This window comes from Pseudomonas sp. IzPS59 (assembly GCF_014863505.1).
GTDB classification, from domain to species: domain Bacteria; phylum Pseudomonadota; class Gammaproteobacteria; order Pseudomonadales; family Pseudomonadaceae; genus Aquipseudomonas; species Aquipseudomonas kribbensis.
Map to the genome: position 1 here is coordinate 3,346,379 of NZ_CP062251.1, position 14,975 is coordinate 3,361,353.

Genomic DNA, 14,975 nt, shown 5'->3' on the forward strand with positions numbered 1-14,975 from the left:
TCTGAACCACCCTGGCCCATCGAGTCCCCATGCGCTTCCTCGCCCGCACCCACCCTCGCCTTTCCGCTGCCGCGTTGCTCGGCCTTGCCGCAGGCCTCCTGGCCCCGGCGGAATCTGTCATCAGCAAAATCCTCATCGGCTGGAACGCCGGGGTCTGGACGTACCTGATCCTGATGCTTTGGCTGACCATCCGCGCCAAAGCGCCTGACGTCAAACGTATCGCCGAAGTCGAGGATGAAAATGCCGGGCTGGTGCTGTTTGTCGTCTGCATCGCGGCGTTGGCGAGCCTGGCCACCATTACCGTCGAGCTGGCTGGCAGCAAGGACCTGGAAACCACCCGCAAACTCCTGCATTACGGTTTTACCGCGCTGACGGTGATCGGTTCGTGGCTGCTGATCGGGGTGATTTTCTGCGTGCACTACGCCCGGCTGTTTTACACCTGGGACGGCAAGGAGCCTGCACTGCGATTTGCCGAAGGCCTGACGACACCCAACTACTGGGACTTCCTGTACTTTTCGTTCACCATCGGCGTGGCGGTGCAGACGGCGGATGTCGGTGTGGCTACGCGGGAGATTCGCAAGATCGTGCTGGCACAGTCGTTGATCGGTTTCGTATTCAATACGGCGATTCTGGGCTTCTCGATCAACATCGCCGCGGGGCTCTTCGGCTGAGCGCACAAAAAAACGCGCCGGCATTACTGCACGGGGCGTTTGTTGTTTCAGCACATCAGAAGAAGTAACTGACTCGCAGGCTGCCACTCCAGTTCTGATTGACGGTGTTGCCTTTGCTGCCACCGACCTGACCGGAAACCTGCCAGTTGCGCTGCGCCGGTGTCCACTTCAGACCTGCGCCATATTCGACCCCGCTGCTGGCGCGATCGTCATCGAAGCTGTCGTCGTTGATCTTGACCCGGTTGGCTTTGACGAACTCATGGTTGGCCCCCAGCGACAGGCTCGGCTCCAGAAGACTGCCGTTATCAAGAGCAATGACTCGTCCCCCCCTCACACCGGCGTTGCCCTGAACCGAGTGCATGGTGTCGGCCTTGACCTTGAGACCATTGTCCAGACGATAGCTTTCGCTCTGGGTCGCGCCAGTCGATACCCGGACCTGTGGCTCGACAAACCAGTTGTCCTTCAGGCGAATATGCTTGCCCACCGCCACCGAACCGCTGGCGCCCAATGCCTTGTAATCGCCCTTGGCCCGCGTGCCGTCGCTCATGGTGACCTTGGCCTTGTTGTCGAACTGATTGACCTTGGCCATGACGTTGACGAACACACCGTTTTCAACATCGTAGGTGCTGCCATAGACGCCAGCGTTCAGACTGTCGACCGTCGCGCTGGAGCCGTATTTGAGGTCCATATTGGTTCGGCTGGCACCCACGAAACCACCGACAACCCAGGCACTGCCAGCAATATCCACCGTCGTATCGGCACCACCGGTGATGCCGCTCTGGTTTTGGGTGTAGCCGTCGCCGTAAGCATTTTTGACGTTGTATTGGTTGCCATAAGTGCGTACCCAGATGCTGTTGCTCAGCTTGGTGGTATCACTGTCGCTGGCCGCGCGAAGCGCAGAATCGGGCCGGATACTCAGACCACGATCACCGATCTGGTCGCTGAGCATGTTCATTTCCGCATTCAATACACTGCGGGCACTGCCGGCCAAAGCCAGGGCGGTGTTGGTCGAGGTGCTGACGGTTTCCTTGTCCGGGTTGAGGTACAGGCCCTGCCCGTCCTGCTTCAGTCGGTAAACGAATGTACCGGCATCCACCGTGTCTTTATTGGCCAGAGTAAAAGCAGCGGTGCCAGCGGCAATACTGCCGACTTTCACCGGTTCTGCGGTAACAGGCGTCGTTCCGGTGGCAGAGACCAGCAATTGATGCTGACCGCTTGCAGAGCCAGTCACGTTCAGGAAGTCAGTACTGCCAGTCCCGAGATCGGTGCCCATCACGAAGGTGCCTTTACCTGTGAGATTGCCGATATTCAACTGCTGGAACTGCTCGTTGGTGCCCATTTGCACGACACCGTCGTTCATACCCAGATTCTGTACGGTGCTATCACCGGTCATGACCCATCGCGCAGCATTGTTGATGGTCAGGTTACCCGAGTTGTTGATCTGGCCCGTAAGCACCGAACCGTTGTCCAGCAGCACGCTGCCGTTGGTATCGCTGTTGACGTTACCGGTCAGCGAGCTGCCATTGTTCAGCGAAAGGCTGGCGACATTGTCGACGTTGCCGTTGATGGCCGAACCGTTGTCCAGGCTGATGGTGGCGGCCGTTCCCGCAACAGCGGCTACGTTACCGTTCAAGGTAGCGCCGGTGTCGAATCGGGACTGAGTGACATTCTGCAGATTGCCGTTGAGCGTGGCGCCGTTCTGCATCAGCAGTGCAACCGTACTGCCGGTCTCGGCAATCACATCACCTGCCAGGGTACTGCCATCGACATTGAAGTTGGCGGTGGAGCGGTTGATCGCCTTCAAAACCGAGCCATCGCCGCCGATCAGTTCAGAGTTGCCACTGACATTGATGTTGGCGACAGTCCCGGCCCTGGCGGAGGAACCCAGCACGATAGCTGACCCGGTTCCACCGTTCACACGAGTATTGTCAAGCGTCACGGTACTGGCGTTGACGCCTTCCGAGTCAGTCACGATTTGCAACCCGTCCTTCGCGCCAGTGATCGTGCTGCCCGTCGCTGAAAGTGTTGCGCCGCCCAATTGCACGCCGTAACTGGTAGCGCCCGTGCCGACGACAGTGGAGTCTGTAAGGTTCAGCACGGCAAAACCTACCGCGTTTACACCGCCAGTCACGCCGGTGATGACACTGTTACCCGAAACGGTGGCAGAGGAAGAGGCTGGCGTGTTGATGTTTCGTCCCAGCAGAAGCCCGAAACTGTTGGTACTGGTGATCGTCGAGTTGTTGATCGTTGCATTGCTGTTGAGCAGTTGAATGGCTCCCCGGCCCGCCGCGCTATTGACCGTGGCGCCGGTCATATTCAACGAGGAGGTGTTGGCATCGATACGCTGGCTCTGGCCACCGTTGAAAACGACATTGGCATTTTGTGAAGCGATGGTCAGCGCTGTCGCGTTGTTGACGGTCAACGTTCCCCCCTGGGACACCACCCAGGCTTCCGGTGCAGGTGGATTGGTGACCACTTCACTTTCGCCCGGCAACAGGGTTCGGCTGTAGGCCTCGGGAGAGGCGATCAACGCCGCTGCCATCATCAGTCTGATAGTGTTCGGGTGTTTTGGAAGGAAAAAAATGGACATGGGTACTCCTCAAACCTGCACGATTACAGAAACTGTTTTTTGGCAGTGTTGAACGCGCGCCCCAAAAAACGTCCGACAGCCTAATGAGAAAACCGAATGTTTAATGTAGGAATAGTCCTTATATGAGTGACGACTTGTCCTTCAGAAGTGAAGTCACTTATCCCTCCTTCAAAGCGGTAGAAATCGCAAGAGAGACCGTCAGATCTCTCTCGCGGTGCAAACAACATCCAATCTGTTGGTCACAGCGTTAAGCCGGAGCCACTGTCAGATCGCAATACTGGAAGCTGCTATTGATGGTATCCAGAGGCTTGATGATCGGAGTTGACGATCGCGTACCGCCAGCAGCCGTATACCAATACTTCCCATACGCAATGACACCACGCTTCGGCTGTGCGGCCTTGAAGTTTGCGGGAGTACCGACACCTGCAACGTCAGGCACATTGGCAGCCTTGATGGTGTAAGGTTGCGAGTCCGCCGTACCGGCAATCAACTGTTGGCCTGCAGGATCCGAGTACGCTTCAAAGTATGCGGTAATAAGGGTGCCTGGCTGTAGTAACGGGTCTTTTGGGATATTCAGCCCCATCACATAATTACTCGTAGGACTGATCATCGCGAAGCACTCGATATAGTCGCGAGTTGCAGGCTTGCGGACATTGACCGTTGGAGGCGGCAGTACAATCGGAATCTGGTTGACGACCACTGTTTGAGGCAAGGATTTATTGACGTTCTTACCCAGTCCCGTGATTTCGATCGTGTAGCGGGCCGTATCGCTTGGTGGTTTCAACTTGGCCATTTCACTTGCCGGGATAGGAACAGAAAAACTCGACACAGGCCCAAACGGACTGAATGTTGCAAAAGGTATTGTAGCGTTACCCAAGTAACACTTGACCTCATGCTCCGGCAGAATGTCCGGGTCTGCCAGGGCGTTTGTCACTGTAAATGTGCCTGGTTTGTCACGATCAGTAGCCGCCACAATGTTTGCAACACCGGAAGCCCCCGTCACAACCGGTAACTGGAGATTCGGGTTCTCCAGATCAGGTGGATTCGTAGGTATTACACCCGCGACACGCGAGTCAAAAGTAAAGGTTGCAATCGGTGATTCGGCATCAGGCGTAAGACCGGCACGCACTATTACGGAGTAGATCTCAATGTCGACGGGGCTATCGGGATCAGCAAACAGCGGATAAACATCCTTGAAGTCAATGTTGTAAGTCAAATTAGCGTTAGCCCATGGCTGTGTCGCAGTCTCGAAAAAAACAGTGACATCGTTGGCTTTAGTAAGCACCAGATAGATTTCATCCCCCGGCTCCGCGTCTTGAATTGTCGAGTTTTCGACGGTAGCCGTAAGCGCGATGGGGACCGGAGGTGTAGTCGTGCTGAGAAAATCTTCCCAGTAAAGCGTCGTGGTGTAATTTGGATCGGTCTTCGGCACCAATGGGGCTTTATTGATCGATGGTGCTAATGGTAATTTCAATGTCAACAAGGGTGCAGAAACAGATTCCTGGCCTTGATTACCGATCCAGTCGGTCCATTCATAAATCCAATTGACGCGCCCATTAGGGAATACACGCAACTCGGTGCTAGGAAAACTGAACTTACCCGTCGCATCGACAGTTCCATTAAAGACCTCAACTCTTTGCGAACCGGAAACAAGCCAGACTCTTAAATTGTCATCGAGCCTACGCCCGAAATACCCGACGTTAACCGTACCCTCCACATTTTGATTCGAGTTTACCCAGGTGGAATCAACCGTCTTCTGTGGATCCGCAGGACCGTTGTCAAAACTTGGAGCCGGTGTTGGCCTGATTTTTCTGGGAGGGTTTTTTGTATCGACCGGTGCGAGTTGGTCAGATATAAGCTCCAATAGGCCGTCATCGACATTACCGCCTCCCTCTTTGTAGTACCTGACCAGCAACTCCCAAACAGTCGGACCTGGGGATGTAGCCTTTTCCATAAACATATTTGCGGGCAAGGCCAGCGGGATAGGCGACGCAGGCCGACCACTAACAGGGCCAAGGACCGCATCATTCGGGAAGTCAATCCAGTTCAAATCTCCTTTTTCACGAATAAAAAATCCAACTTCATCGTCATCATGCTCATCATCGGTACGAGTCAATTCGAGAATCACGTTACCGGAGTCCATCATGGCTTTCTTGATAAAGCCACCCGGGAGCGTATCAACTGTAATAGTCAAATCAAGAACCCCACCACCTGACGAAGCAGAAGCCGGGCGTTGTTTTCTAGGTACAAATGTAATTCCCATTGTCGTCTCTCCATGCGAGTTCAGGCCGGAAGGGCCAGGTGTACCAGGTGTTACTCGATCGATTTTCACCAATCCTTTTTTTGATTCAGCTACGAGTCTGCTGCCATCAAACACCTGACAAATAAAAACAGCGGAGTCGTTATCAATCAACGAACTTATATAGTTTGGAAATGGCACTTCATGCATAAAGCCATTTGTTATATCCGTATCGGAAAGCGTTCTCCTCCATTGGCCAAAAGCTTCTTTCACTTCCGGACCACTTCCGTTGAGTGACCGGTATCCCCTCCAGGTAATCACTGCAACATATCCCGACAGCGCAATGTTAAGCAGGGAAGGAATTTTTAGAGAACCGCCACTTGTCAATGGAGGAATTTTGTTGTTATTCCAGTACCCCCAGAGTGTTGCGCCCACCGCCAGAAGTTCCGGAAAGGTTAACGGCGGTTTATGAATTGTCAGTTTACGCCATGGAGACTCATCCGGATTACCCCCACCTCCTTTCCACAACCTGTAATAAACATACGCAACACCAGGAGTTGCCAACTGTTCAGGCTTCAAGGGCGCATAAACAAAAGGATCAATAAATCCCGCTGGATAATCATCATTAAATATAGTTGTTTCTAATGAGTCCTGGACCCAGACCACCATCAGTTCATCTTTAGGTTTCGGGTCTTCCGGACCGGGTATAGCGATTCGAGTACCAGCTAACTGGATATCTCTGGAGACATGTCCATCCAGATCATTATCATCAACACCTTCAACTGAAAGTGGTGCGGCAAATATGCCGCTTGAAGGACTGTTTTTGGATAAATCAGCTGAACTCATGATTCAAATCCACCACATTAATCGGGGTTCCGTTTGTGAAATCCCCTGCTGATCCGTTGGTCAAATTAGGCGCTTCTGTATGTCTTTCTCCAACTGTCAGATCTGACAGGTGCAGCTACCGCCTGTCGGAAACGGTGGACTTTTTTTCCAATCAGCCCCCCACCTTTCACTTGACGCAGCCAAGGAATCTGGTGTTTTCTGAAACCGGTTTCAGAAAATAAGAAGACTCAACCGTGAACGATTTCTCCGCCGCCCAGCGCAGCCGCGTGACCATGCTCGATGTCGCCCAACACGCTGGCGTGTCCAAGGCCAGCGTCTCGCGCTTTATCGGCGATGACCGCGTCCTGCTCTCCGATACCATCGCCCAACGCATCGAGCAGGCGATTGCCGAACTCGGCTATCGCCCCAATCAAATGGCCCGTGGTTTGAAACGCGGCCGCACGCGCCTGATCGGCATGCTGGTGGCCGATATCCGCAACCCTTATTCGATTGCCGTGATGCACGGGGTGGAAACCGCCTGCCGCCGGCACGGCTATAGCCTGGTGGTGTGCAACACCGATCGCGATGACGAGCAGGAACGTCAGCACCTGGCGCTGTTGCGCTCGTACAACATCGAAGGGCTGATCGTGAACACCCTCGGCCATCACCGGGATGAGCTGGATGAGCTGAAGCGGGAAATGCCGCTGGTGCTGGTGGATCGCAAGGTCGACGGGCTGGACAGCGACATGGTCGGGCTGAACAACCCGCAAGCCATCGAAATGGCGCTGGAACATCTTCAGCAGCGCGGCTACCGCGACGTGCTGCTGGTGACTGAACCCTATGACGGCACCAGTTCACGGATCGAGCGGGTCAGCAGCTTTCAGCAGCAGGTTGGCCAGCGCGAAGACATGCATGGCGCGGTGCTGGAAACCGGCCCAAGCCTCGCGAACGATCTTCAAGCCTTTTTGAACACACCTGATTCGGGTCCGAAAGCCCTGTTCTGCGCCAATGGCGTGGCGGCGCTGGCCTGCACCCTGGCGTTGCGCGAGATTGGCTGCCGGTTGTTCGAGGATGTCGGGCTGATCGCGCTGGATGATCTGGATTGGTATCCGTTGGTGGGCAGCGGGATTACCGCCCTTGCCCAGCCGACCGAAGAGATTGGTGCGCGGGCGTTTGAATGTTTGCTCAAGCGGTTGCGTGGGGATGATGAAGCGGCGCGGACGCTGGATTTTGCGCCGGTGCTCATTGAGCGCGGTTCAACCCAAGGGAAATCGGCTGACTGATCAGGCCCCATCGCTGGCAAGCCAGCTCCCACGGGTAATCGGGTCTACTTAAGTTTCGTGAACGATCCCGTATCTGTGGGAGCTGGCTTGCCAGCGATGAGGCCCGAAAGAACGACACACAACTTGATGATTTTTTGAACAAAAATGAAACCGGTTTCAGAGGTAGATAACAATGAATAAACCTGCCGTTTCCATCAGCCTCTCCAGCTACGGCGCCGACCTTGTGCGCCGTCGCGGCCAAGGCTCGTTCATCGAAGTGCTGGCCGCTGCGGGCGCCCATCGCATCGAATGGCGCGAAGAGCTGCTGACCAACGAAGTCCCCGGACAACTCGCTGCTGCCACACAAGCTCAAGGCCTGCAAAGCATCTACTCCTCGCCCACCGAGCTGTGGCTGGCCGGTCAGTCACGGCCCAATCCCGAACTCATCACCGCACTGCAAAACGCCGAAGTGTTCGGTTCGAAGTGGCTGAAGGTTTCCCTTGGTTTTTTCACTGACAACAACGATCTGCAGACGCTGGCGCAAATCCTTGCGCAAAGCCCGGTGCAACTGCTGGTGGAGAACGACCAGACCTTACACGGCGGTCGAATCGAACCGTTCCAGCGCTTCTTTGCCGCCGTCGAACAACACAACCTGCCGATCAAGATGACCTTCGACATCGGCAACTGGCAGTGGCAAGACCAGTCCGCCACCAGCGCCGCACGATTGCTGGGCCGCCACGTCGGCTACGTACATTGCAAAGCTGTGGCCCGTCGCGCCGACGGCAAATTGGTAGCGGTGCCACCGGCCGCCACCGACCTGCATCTGTGGGAACAACTGCTGCGGCACATGGCCCAAGGGGTCATGCGCGCCGCCGAATATCCGTTGCAGGGCGAAGACCTGGTGCAACTCACCACCGAACACGTCGCCGCCCTCGCCCGCCTCGGTCAATCCCGCCTGGAGCCTGCCCATGTCTGAGATCGATATTCTGTCGTTCGGCGAAACCATGGCCATGTTTGTTGCCGAACAGAGCGGCGATCTGGCCTCCGTCGAGCAGTTTCACAAACGGATTGCCGGGGCCGACAGCAATGTGGCCATCGGGTTGTCGCGCTTGGGATTCAACGTTGCGTGGCTGAGCCGGGTCGGTGCCGATTCGCTGGGTCGCTTCGTGGTCGAAACCCTGCACGGAGAGGGTCTGGATTGCAGCCACGTTGAAGTCGACCCGGCGCACCCGACCGGTTTCCAGCTCAAGTCACGCAACGATGACGGCAGCGATCCGACGGTCGAGTATTTCCGTCGCGGCTCGGCAGCCTGTCATCTGTCGCCGCAGTCGATCAGCCCGACGCTGTTAAGCGCCCGGCATCTGCACGCCACCGGCATTCCGCCGGCGCTGTCCGCGTCGGCGCGGGAAATGTCCCGTGAACTGATGACCCGCATGCGCAACGCCGGTCGCAGCGTGTCGTTCGACCCGAATCTGCGCCCGAGCCTGTGGGCCAGTGAGCGGGAGATGATCACCGAGATCAACCGCCTCGCCGCCCTCGCCCACTGGGTGTTGCCGGGGTTGAGCGAAGGTCGTTTGCTGACCGGGTTTGAAGACCCGGCGGACATCGCGGCGTTCTATCTCGATCAGGGTGCCGAAGCCGTGGCCATCAAACTCGGGCCGCAGGGCGCGTATTACCGCACGCATCTGGATCAGGGGTTTGTCGCCGGGGTGCCGGTTGAAACCGTGGTCGACACAGTCGGTGCCGGAGACGGATTTGCGGTGGGGATGATCAGTGCCCTGCTGGAGCACCTGAGTTTTCCCGAAGCCGTCAGACGTGCCAACTGGATTGGCAGCCGGGCGGTGCAGAGCCGTGGCGACATGGAGGGTTTGCCGACCCGATCCGAACTCACCGCTGAATTCGAGGCCGCCATCGCGAGCAAGCTCGCTCCCACAAGTCTTGTGTACGCCACGGACACTGCGGGAGCGAGCTTGCTCGCGAAGGGGGCGTAACAGACGCAACAATTTTTGAACCTGCTGCGACAAAAACAACAAGCTCAGGAGCAAGACCATGAAAACCGCAACCCTCGCCACCCGCCGCTGGTGGTACATCATGCCGATCGTGTTCATTACCTACAGCCTGGCGTACCTGGACCGCGCCAATTACGGTTTCGCCGCCGCGTCCGGAATGGCTGCCGACCTGATGATCACCCCGGGCCTGTCCTCGCTGCTCGGCGCGCTGTTCTTCCTCGGGTACTTTTTCTTCCAGGTGCCCGGGGCGATCTACGCGCAGAAGCACAGCGTCAAGAAGCTGATTTTCGTCAGCCTGATTTTCTGGGGCGGGCTCGCCACGCTGACCGGCGTGGTCTCCAACGCCTATTGGCTGATCGTCATCCGCTTCATGCTCGGGGTGGTCGAAGCGGCGGTGATGCCGGCGATGCTGGTGTACCTGTGCCACTGGTTCACCCGCGCCGAACGCTCCCGGGCCAACACCTTCCTGATCCTCGGCAACCCGGTAACGATGCTGTGGATGTCGGTGGTCTCGGGTTATCTGGTGCAGCATTTCAGCTGGCGCTGGATGTTCATCATCGAAGGGCTGCCGGCGGTGCTCTGGGCGTTTATCTGGTGGAAGCTCGCCGATGATCGTCCGGCCCAGGCCAAGTGGCTCAGCGACCGGGAAAAGCACGATCTGGAAAGTGCGCTCGCCGCCGAACAGGTCGGTATCAAAGCGGTGAAGAACTACGCCGAAGCCTTCCGTTCGCCGAAGGTGATCATTCTGGCGCTGCAATTCTTCTGCTGGAGCATCGGTGTATACGGCTTCGTGCTGTGGTTGCCGTCGATCCTCAAGGCCGGTGCGCAAATGGACATGATCGAGGCCGGCTGGCTGTCGGCGTTGCCGTATCTCGCGGCGGTGATCGGCATGCTGCTGGTGTCCTGGGGCTCGGACAAACTGCAAAAACGCAAACGCTTCGTCTGGCCGCCGCTGCTGATTGCCTCGGTGGCGTTCTACGGCTCCTACGCCTTGGGCGCGGAGCATTTCTGGTGGTCGTACACGCTGCTGGTGATCGCCGGCGCCTGCATGTACGCACCTTACGGACCGTTCTTCGCCATCGTGCCGGAGATCCTGCCGGCCAACGTCGCCGGTGGCGCCATGGCGCTGATCAACAGCATGGGCGCCCTCGGTTCGTTCGGCGGCTCGTATCTGGTCGGTTACCTGAACAGCTCCACCGGTTCGCCCGGCGCTTCGTACCTGTTGATGAGCGGCGCGCTGATGCTCTCGGTGGTGCTGACGATTTTTCTCAAGCCCGGCGCCAGCGACCGGGTGACGGCCAAGCGCGTCTCACCGCGTCCGCTGCCGGCCCATTCCTGAATTGATAGAGAGATGACTGCGATGAAAAAGCAGGTTGTGCTGTACAAGAAACTTTCGCCTTCTCTGATGGCGCGCCTTGAGGAACAGGTTGATGTAACGCTGATCGACAGCCTCGACACCGACGGTCTGATGAAACTGCGCAACGCCCTGCCCGGCGCCCACGGTCTGCTTGGCGCCAGCCTGAAACTGGACGCGGCGCTGCTCGATCTGGCGCCGCAGCTCGAAGCGATTTCCAGCGTTTCGGTGGGCGTCGACAACTACGACATCGACTACCTGACCCGGCGCCGGATCCTGCTGACCAACACCCCGGACGTGCTCACCGAAACCACCGCCGACACCGGTTTCGCACTGATCCTGGCCACCGCTCGGCGCGTGGTGGAACTGGCGAACATGGTGCGCGGCGGTCACTGGCACCGCAGCATCGGCCCGGCGCATTTCGGCACCGATGTGCATGGCAAGACGTTGGGCATCATCGGTATGGGTCGGATCGGTGAGGCGTTGGCGCAGCGCGGGCATTTCGGGTTCGGGATGCCGGTGATCTATCACAGTCAGTCGCGCAAACCGGCGGTCGAAGAACGCTTCGATGCGCAGTACCGCAGTCTTGAGGACTTATTGCAGCAGGCGGATTTCATCTGTCTGACGTTGCCACTGACCGCGCAGACTGAAGGTTTGATTGGCGCGGAGCAGTTTGCGTTGATGCGACCGGAGAGCATCTTCATCAACATTTCACGGGGCAAGGTTGTGGACGAGGCGGCGATGATCGACACCTTGCGCCATAACCGGATTCGCGCGGCGGGGCTGGATGTGTTCGAGCGCGAGCCGCTGAATCACGATTCGCCGTTGCTGCAGTTGAACAACGTGGTAGCGACACCGCACATGGGGTCGGCGACCCATGAAACGCGCGAGGCGATGGCGCGGTGCGCGGTGGAGAATCTGTTGGCGGCTTTGTCCGGTGAAAAGCCCGCCAATCTGGTGAATCCATTGGCGTGGCAAGGCTGAACGTTTCTTTTACTGAAAGGGCCCTATCGCTGGCAAGCCAGCTCCCACAGTGTTGGTGTAGTACACAAGAATTGTGATTGCCGATAAACCTGTGGGAGCTGGCTTGCCAGCGAAAGGGCCAGTCAAGACAACACAGAACCTTCAGGCGCTGCGTACTTGCAGAAGCTGCGCAGCGCACAAGGCAATCCGCGAACACGCATCCGCCAGCTTCACTCGATCCACCACCAACCCGATGCGGATATGCCCCGCCGCACTCGGCCCGAACGCCTCTCCCGCCAGCACCGAAACGCCATACCCTTCCAGCAGCCGCTCGGCAAAACCCTGCGCGCCGATCCCGGTCTGGCGCACATCGACCATCACGAACATCCCGCCATCCGGCCTGATCGGGTACAACCCCGGACAGCCGCGCAACCGCTCGCACACCAGATCCCGGCGCAACCGGTATTCCTCGCGCATCTGCGTCACTTCCGGCAAATCCTTCTCCAGCGCGACCTGAGCGGCTTTCTGCACAAAGTCCGGCAGACCGAACAGCATGCTCAATGACAGGTTCACCAGATGCCCGGCCAACGGTTTTGGCCCGATCATCCAGCCGATGCGCCACCCGGTCATCGCATGGGATTTGGACAGACTGTTGATGGTCGCCGTGCGCTCGGCCATGCCCGGCAGACTCGCCGGGCTGACGTGCTCGCCTTCGTATAACAATTCGCTGTAGACCTCATCGCTGATCAGCCACAAATCATGGCGGATGCACAGCGCCGCCAACTCCTGCCAGATGAGCAGCGACAGACTGGCACCGGACGGGTTGTTGGGGCTATTGAGCAGCATGGCCCGGGTCCTGGGCGTGATTCGCGCCGCGACATCTAGCGGATCGACACGAAAGCCGTTTTCCGGACGAACCGGCACTGGCACCACGGTCGCGCCGCAAGCACCAAACACGCCTTCGTAGGTGACATACATGGGTTCGGCGACGATCACTTCATCGCCCGGATCGAGCAGACATTGCGCCACCGAATACACCGCGCATTGCGCGCCCGGCAGCACAATCACATGGTCAGCGTCCACGTCCTGGCCGCTGCGTCGCCGATGGCGCTCGGCGATCCGCTTGCGCAGCTCCAGCCGGCCGCGCACTTCGGAATAATGGGTATCGCCCGCCAGCAGGCTGTCGATGGCGCCGTGGATGATCGGCAACGGTGTATCGAAATCCGGATCACCCACCGACAGCAGCAATACATCGACCCCTTCGGCGCGCAGCTCCAGCGCTCGGTCGTGAATCCGCCAGGCCGCTGCTCCCTCCCCGGCGATTCGTTGGGTCAAGGCTGAATAGCGCATGTACGTCTCCTGATTGCGCGGTCTCCAGCCTTCACCCTAGGTCAAATCACAAACCGCGCCACCATCGCATTCAAATCCACCGCCAGACGCGACAGTTCGTGGGTCGCAGCGCTGGTCTGGTTGGCCCCGGCCGCCGATTGGGTGGCCAGATCGCGGATATTCACCAGATTGCGATCCACCTCGCGGGACACTTGCGCCTGCTCTTCCGAAGCGCTGGCGATCACCAGATTGCGCTCGTTGATCTGGTGAATCGATTGCGTGATCTGCTCCAGCGCGACGCCGGCGGCACGGGCCATTTCCAGGGTCGTCTGGGTGCGCTGGTTGCTTTGCTGCATCGATTCGACGGCTTCACCAGTGCCGTTCTGGATGCCGGCGACCATTTTTTCGATTTCCTGGGTCGATTGCGCGGTGCGATGGGCCAGGGCACGAACCTCGTCCGCCACCACGGCAAAACCACGCCCGGCTTCACCGGCACGGGCCGCTTCGATGGCAGCGTTGAGTGCCAGAAGGTTGGTCTGTTCGGCGATGGCGCGGATCACGTCCAGCACTTTGCCGATGTCGCGGCCCTGTGCGGCGAGACCTTCGATCATCTGAGCGGTGTTCTGCACATCCCGGGTCATGGTCTGGATCGCATCGACGGTTTTCACCACCTGATCGCGACCTTCACGGGCGGCGTGAGTGGACTGGTTCGACGCTTCGGAGGTCGACACCGCGTTGCGCGCCACCTCTTCCACCGCCGCGGTCATTTCGTTGACGGCGGTGGCGGCCTGTTCGATTTCGTCGTTTTGCTGTTGCAGGCCACGGGACGCTTCTTCGGTCACGGCGCTGAGTTCTTCGGCGGCGGCGCCCAGTTGCGTGGCGGAACCGGCAATCTGCTCGATGGTCTTGCGCAGGTTTGCCTGCATCACAGACAAGGCTTCCAGCAGATGCGCCGGTTCGTCCTTGCCGTCGACTTCGATGGCTTTGGTCAGGTTGCCGCCAGCGATGGTTTGTGCGGCGGCCACGGCACGGTTCAACGGGGTGACGATGCTGCGCGTCAGCATCAAGGCGAGCAATACAGTCGCCACGGCAGCGATGACCGCCACGATGACCACGCCGGTGATGGCGCTGTCGTAATGTTCGCCCGCCTCTTGTGCAGCGCCTTTGGCGCCGGCGGCGTTGATCGCAATCAGTTTGTTGAGTTGCTCGCCCATCTGGTCGGTGCCGTCCTTGATCTTCGTGTTGATCAGGGTGCGCATGTCCTCGACCTTGTCCTGGCGGGACAGCTCCATCATCTGGTTTTGCGCTTGCAGGTAGTTGTCCAGCGTCGTCGCGAACGCTTGATATTGTGCCTTCTCATCGCTATCGGCCGGCAATGCGGCGTAGGCAGCCTGGGCACTGCGCACCTTGTCGACGAGGACGCCGATGCGGGTCTGTGCATCCTGCAGACCGGCGGCGTCACGGTTGACCAGAATGCGGAACGAGAGGATCCGCAGGCGCAAGACGTTTTCCGTCACCACGCCAAGGTAAGCGACGCTGGGCAACTGATTGGTCTGCATCTCGACGGACGCCTGGCGGATGACCGACATGCGGTTGACGGCGAACACGCCGAGCACGATCACCAACAGGGCAATAAAGGCAAAACCGAGGAAGGCACGGGGCGCGATATTCAGATTACGCAAGGACATAGTAGGACTCTCGGATGATTGAAACTGCGAGCGTCCATGCCGTAA

The 14,975-nt window shown here is 58.2% G+C and carries 10 protein-coding genes; 6 read left to right on the forward strand and 4 right to left on the reverse strand.

The genetic code is table 11. The features are described from left to right. The first annotated feature begins 29 nt into the window (after nucleotides 1-29). The gene (locus tag IF189_RS14940; protein ID WP_114883288.1) at nucleotides 30-671 is read left to right on the forward strand and encodes a DUF1345 domain-containing protein; all 642 of its coding nucleotides are present in this window, start codon (nucleotides 30-32) and stop codon (nucleotides 669-671) included. Between the two features lie 55 nt (nucleotides 672-726). Here the strand turns inward: IF189_RS14940 and IF189_RS14945 are convergent, their stop codons facing one another. Together IF189_RS14945 and IF189_RS14950 are read right to left on the reverse strand one after the other, a co-directional pair. Further along, nucleotides 727-3,261 carry an autotransporter outer membrane beta-barrel domain-containing protein gene (locus IF189_RS14945; RefSeq protein WP_225739900.1) on the reverse strand — a complete coding sequence of 845 codons (2,535 nt, stop codon included), beginning with the start codon at nucleotides 3,259-3,261 and terminating at the stop codon, nucleotides 727-729. A 247-nt stretch (nucleotides 3,262-3,508) separates the two neighbouring features. Beyond that, on the reverse strand, nucleotides 3,509-6,346 hold the full coding sequence (locus IF189_RS14950) for a hypothetical protein (protein WP_192551800.1): 2,838 nt from the start codon (nucleotides 6,344-6,346) through the stop codon (nucleotides 3,509-3,511). Nucleotides 6,347-6,579: 233 nt separating this feature from the next. On the opposite strand from IF189_RS14950, the gene IF189_RS14955 reads away from it, so the two are divergent. From IF189_RS14955 to IF189_RS14975, 5 genes are all read left to right on the forward strand, one after another. Continuing rightward, nucleotides 6,580-7,608 carry a LacI family DNA-binding transcriptional regulator gene (locus tag IF189_RS14955; protein WP_134827048.1) on the forward strand — a complete coding sequence of 343 codons (1,029 nt, stop codon included), beginning with the start codon at nucleotides 6,580-6,582 and terminating at the stop codon, nucleotides 7,606-7,608. 172 nt (nucleotides 7,609-7,780) lie between these two features. Beyond that, nucleotides 7,781-8,563, forward strand: a complete 783-nt coding sequence (locus tag IF189_RS14960) for a sugar phosphate isomerase/epimerase family protein (RefSeq protein ID WP_192551801.1) — start codon at nucleotides 7,781-7,783, stop codon at nucleotides 8,561-8,563. Continuing rightward, nucleotides 8,556-9,578: a sugar kinase gene (locus IF189_RS14965; RefSeq protein ID WP_192551802.1), complete on the forward strand. Its 1,023-nt coding sequence runs from the start codon at nucleotides 8,556-8,558 to the stop codon at nucleotides 9,576-9,578. The genes IF189_RS14960 and IF189_RS14965 overlap by 8 nt, the downstream gene beginning before the upstream one ends. 58 nt (nucleotides 9,579-9,636) lie before the next feature. Further along, a complete protein-coding gene (locus tag IF189_RS14970; protein ID WP_134827051.1) occupies nucleotides 9,637-10,935 on the forward strand; it encodes an MFS transporter in 1,299 nt (432 codons plus the stop codon). A gap of 21 nt (nucleotides 10,936-10,956) precedes the next feature. Beyond that, entirely contained in the window at nucleotides 10,957-11,934 is a 978-nt protein-coding gene (locus IF189_RS14975; RefSeq protein ID WP_134827052.1) for a 2-hydroxyacid dehydrogenase, read from the forward strand. 141 nt (nucleotides 11,935-12,075) lie between these two features. Here IF189_RS14975 and IF189_RS14980 read toward each other — a convergent pair whose 3' ends face one another. Together IF189_RS14980 and IF189_RS14985 are read right to left on the reverse strand one after the other, a co-directional pair. Then, complete coding sequence (locus IF189_RS14980) at nucleotides 12,076-13,263, reverse strand: pyridoxal phosphate-dependent aminotransferase (RefSeq protein ID WP_192551803.1); 1,188 nt, start codon at nucleotides 13,261-13,263, stop codon at nucleotides 12,076-12,078. Nucleotides 13,264-13,304: 41 nt separating this feature from the next. Continuing rightward, the gene (locus tag IF189_RS14985) at nucleotides 13,305-14,930 is read right to left on the reverse strand and encodes a methyl-accepting chemotaxis protein (protein WP_192551804.1); all 1,626 of its coding nucleotides are present in this window, start codon (nucleotides 14,928-14,930) and stop codon (nucleotides 13,305-13,307) included. Nucleotides 14,931-14,975: the final 45 nt, after the last annotated feature.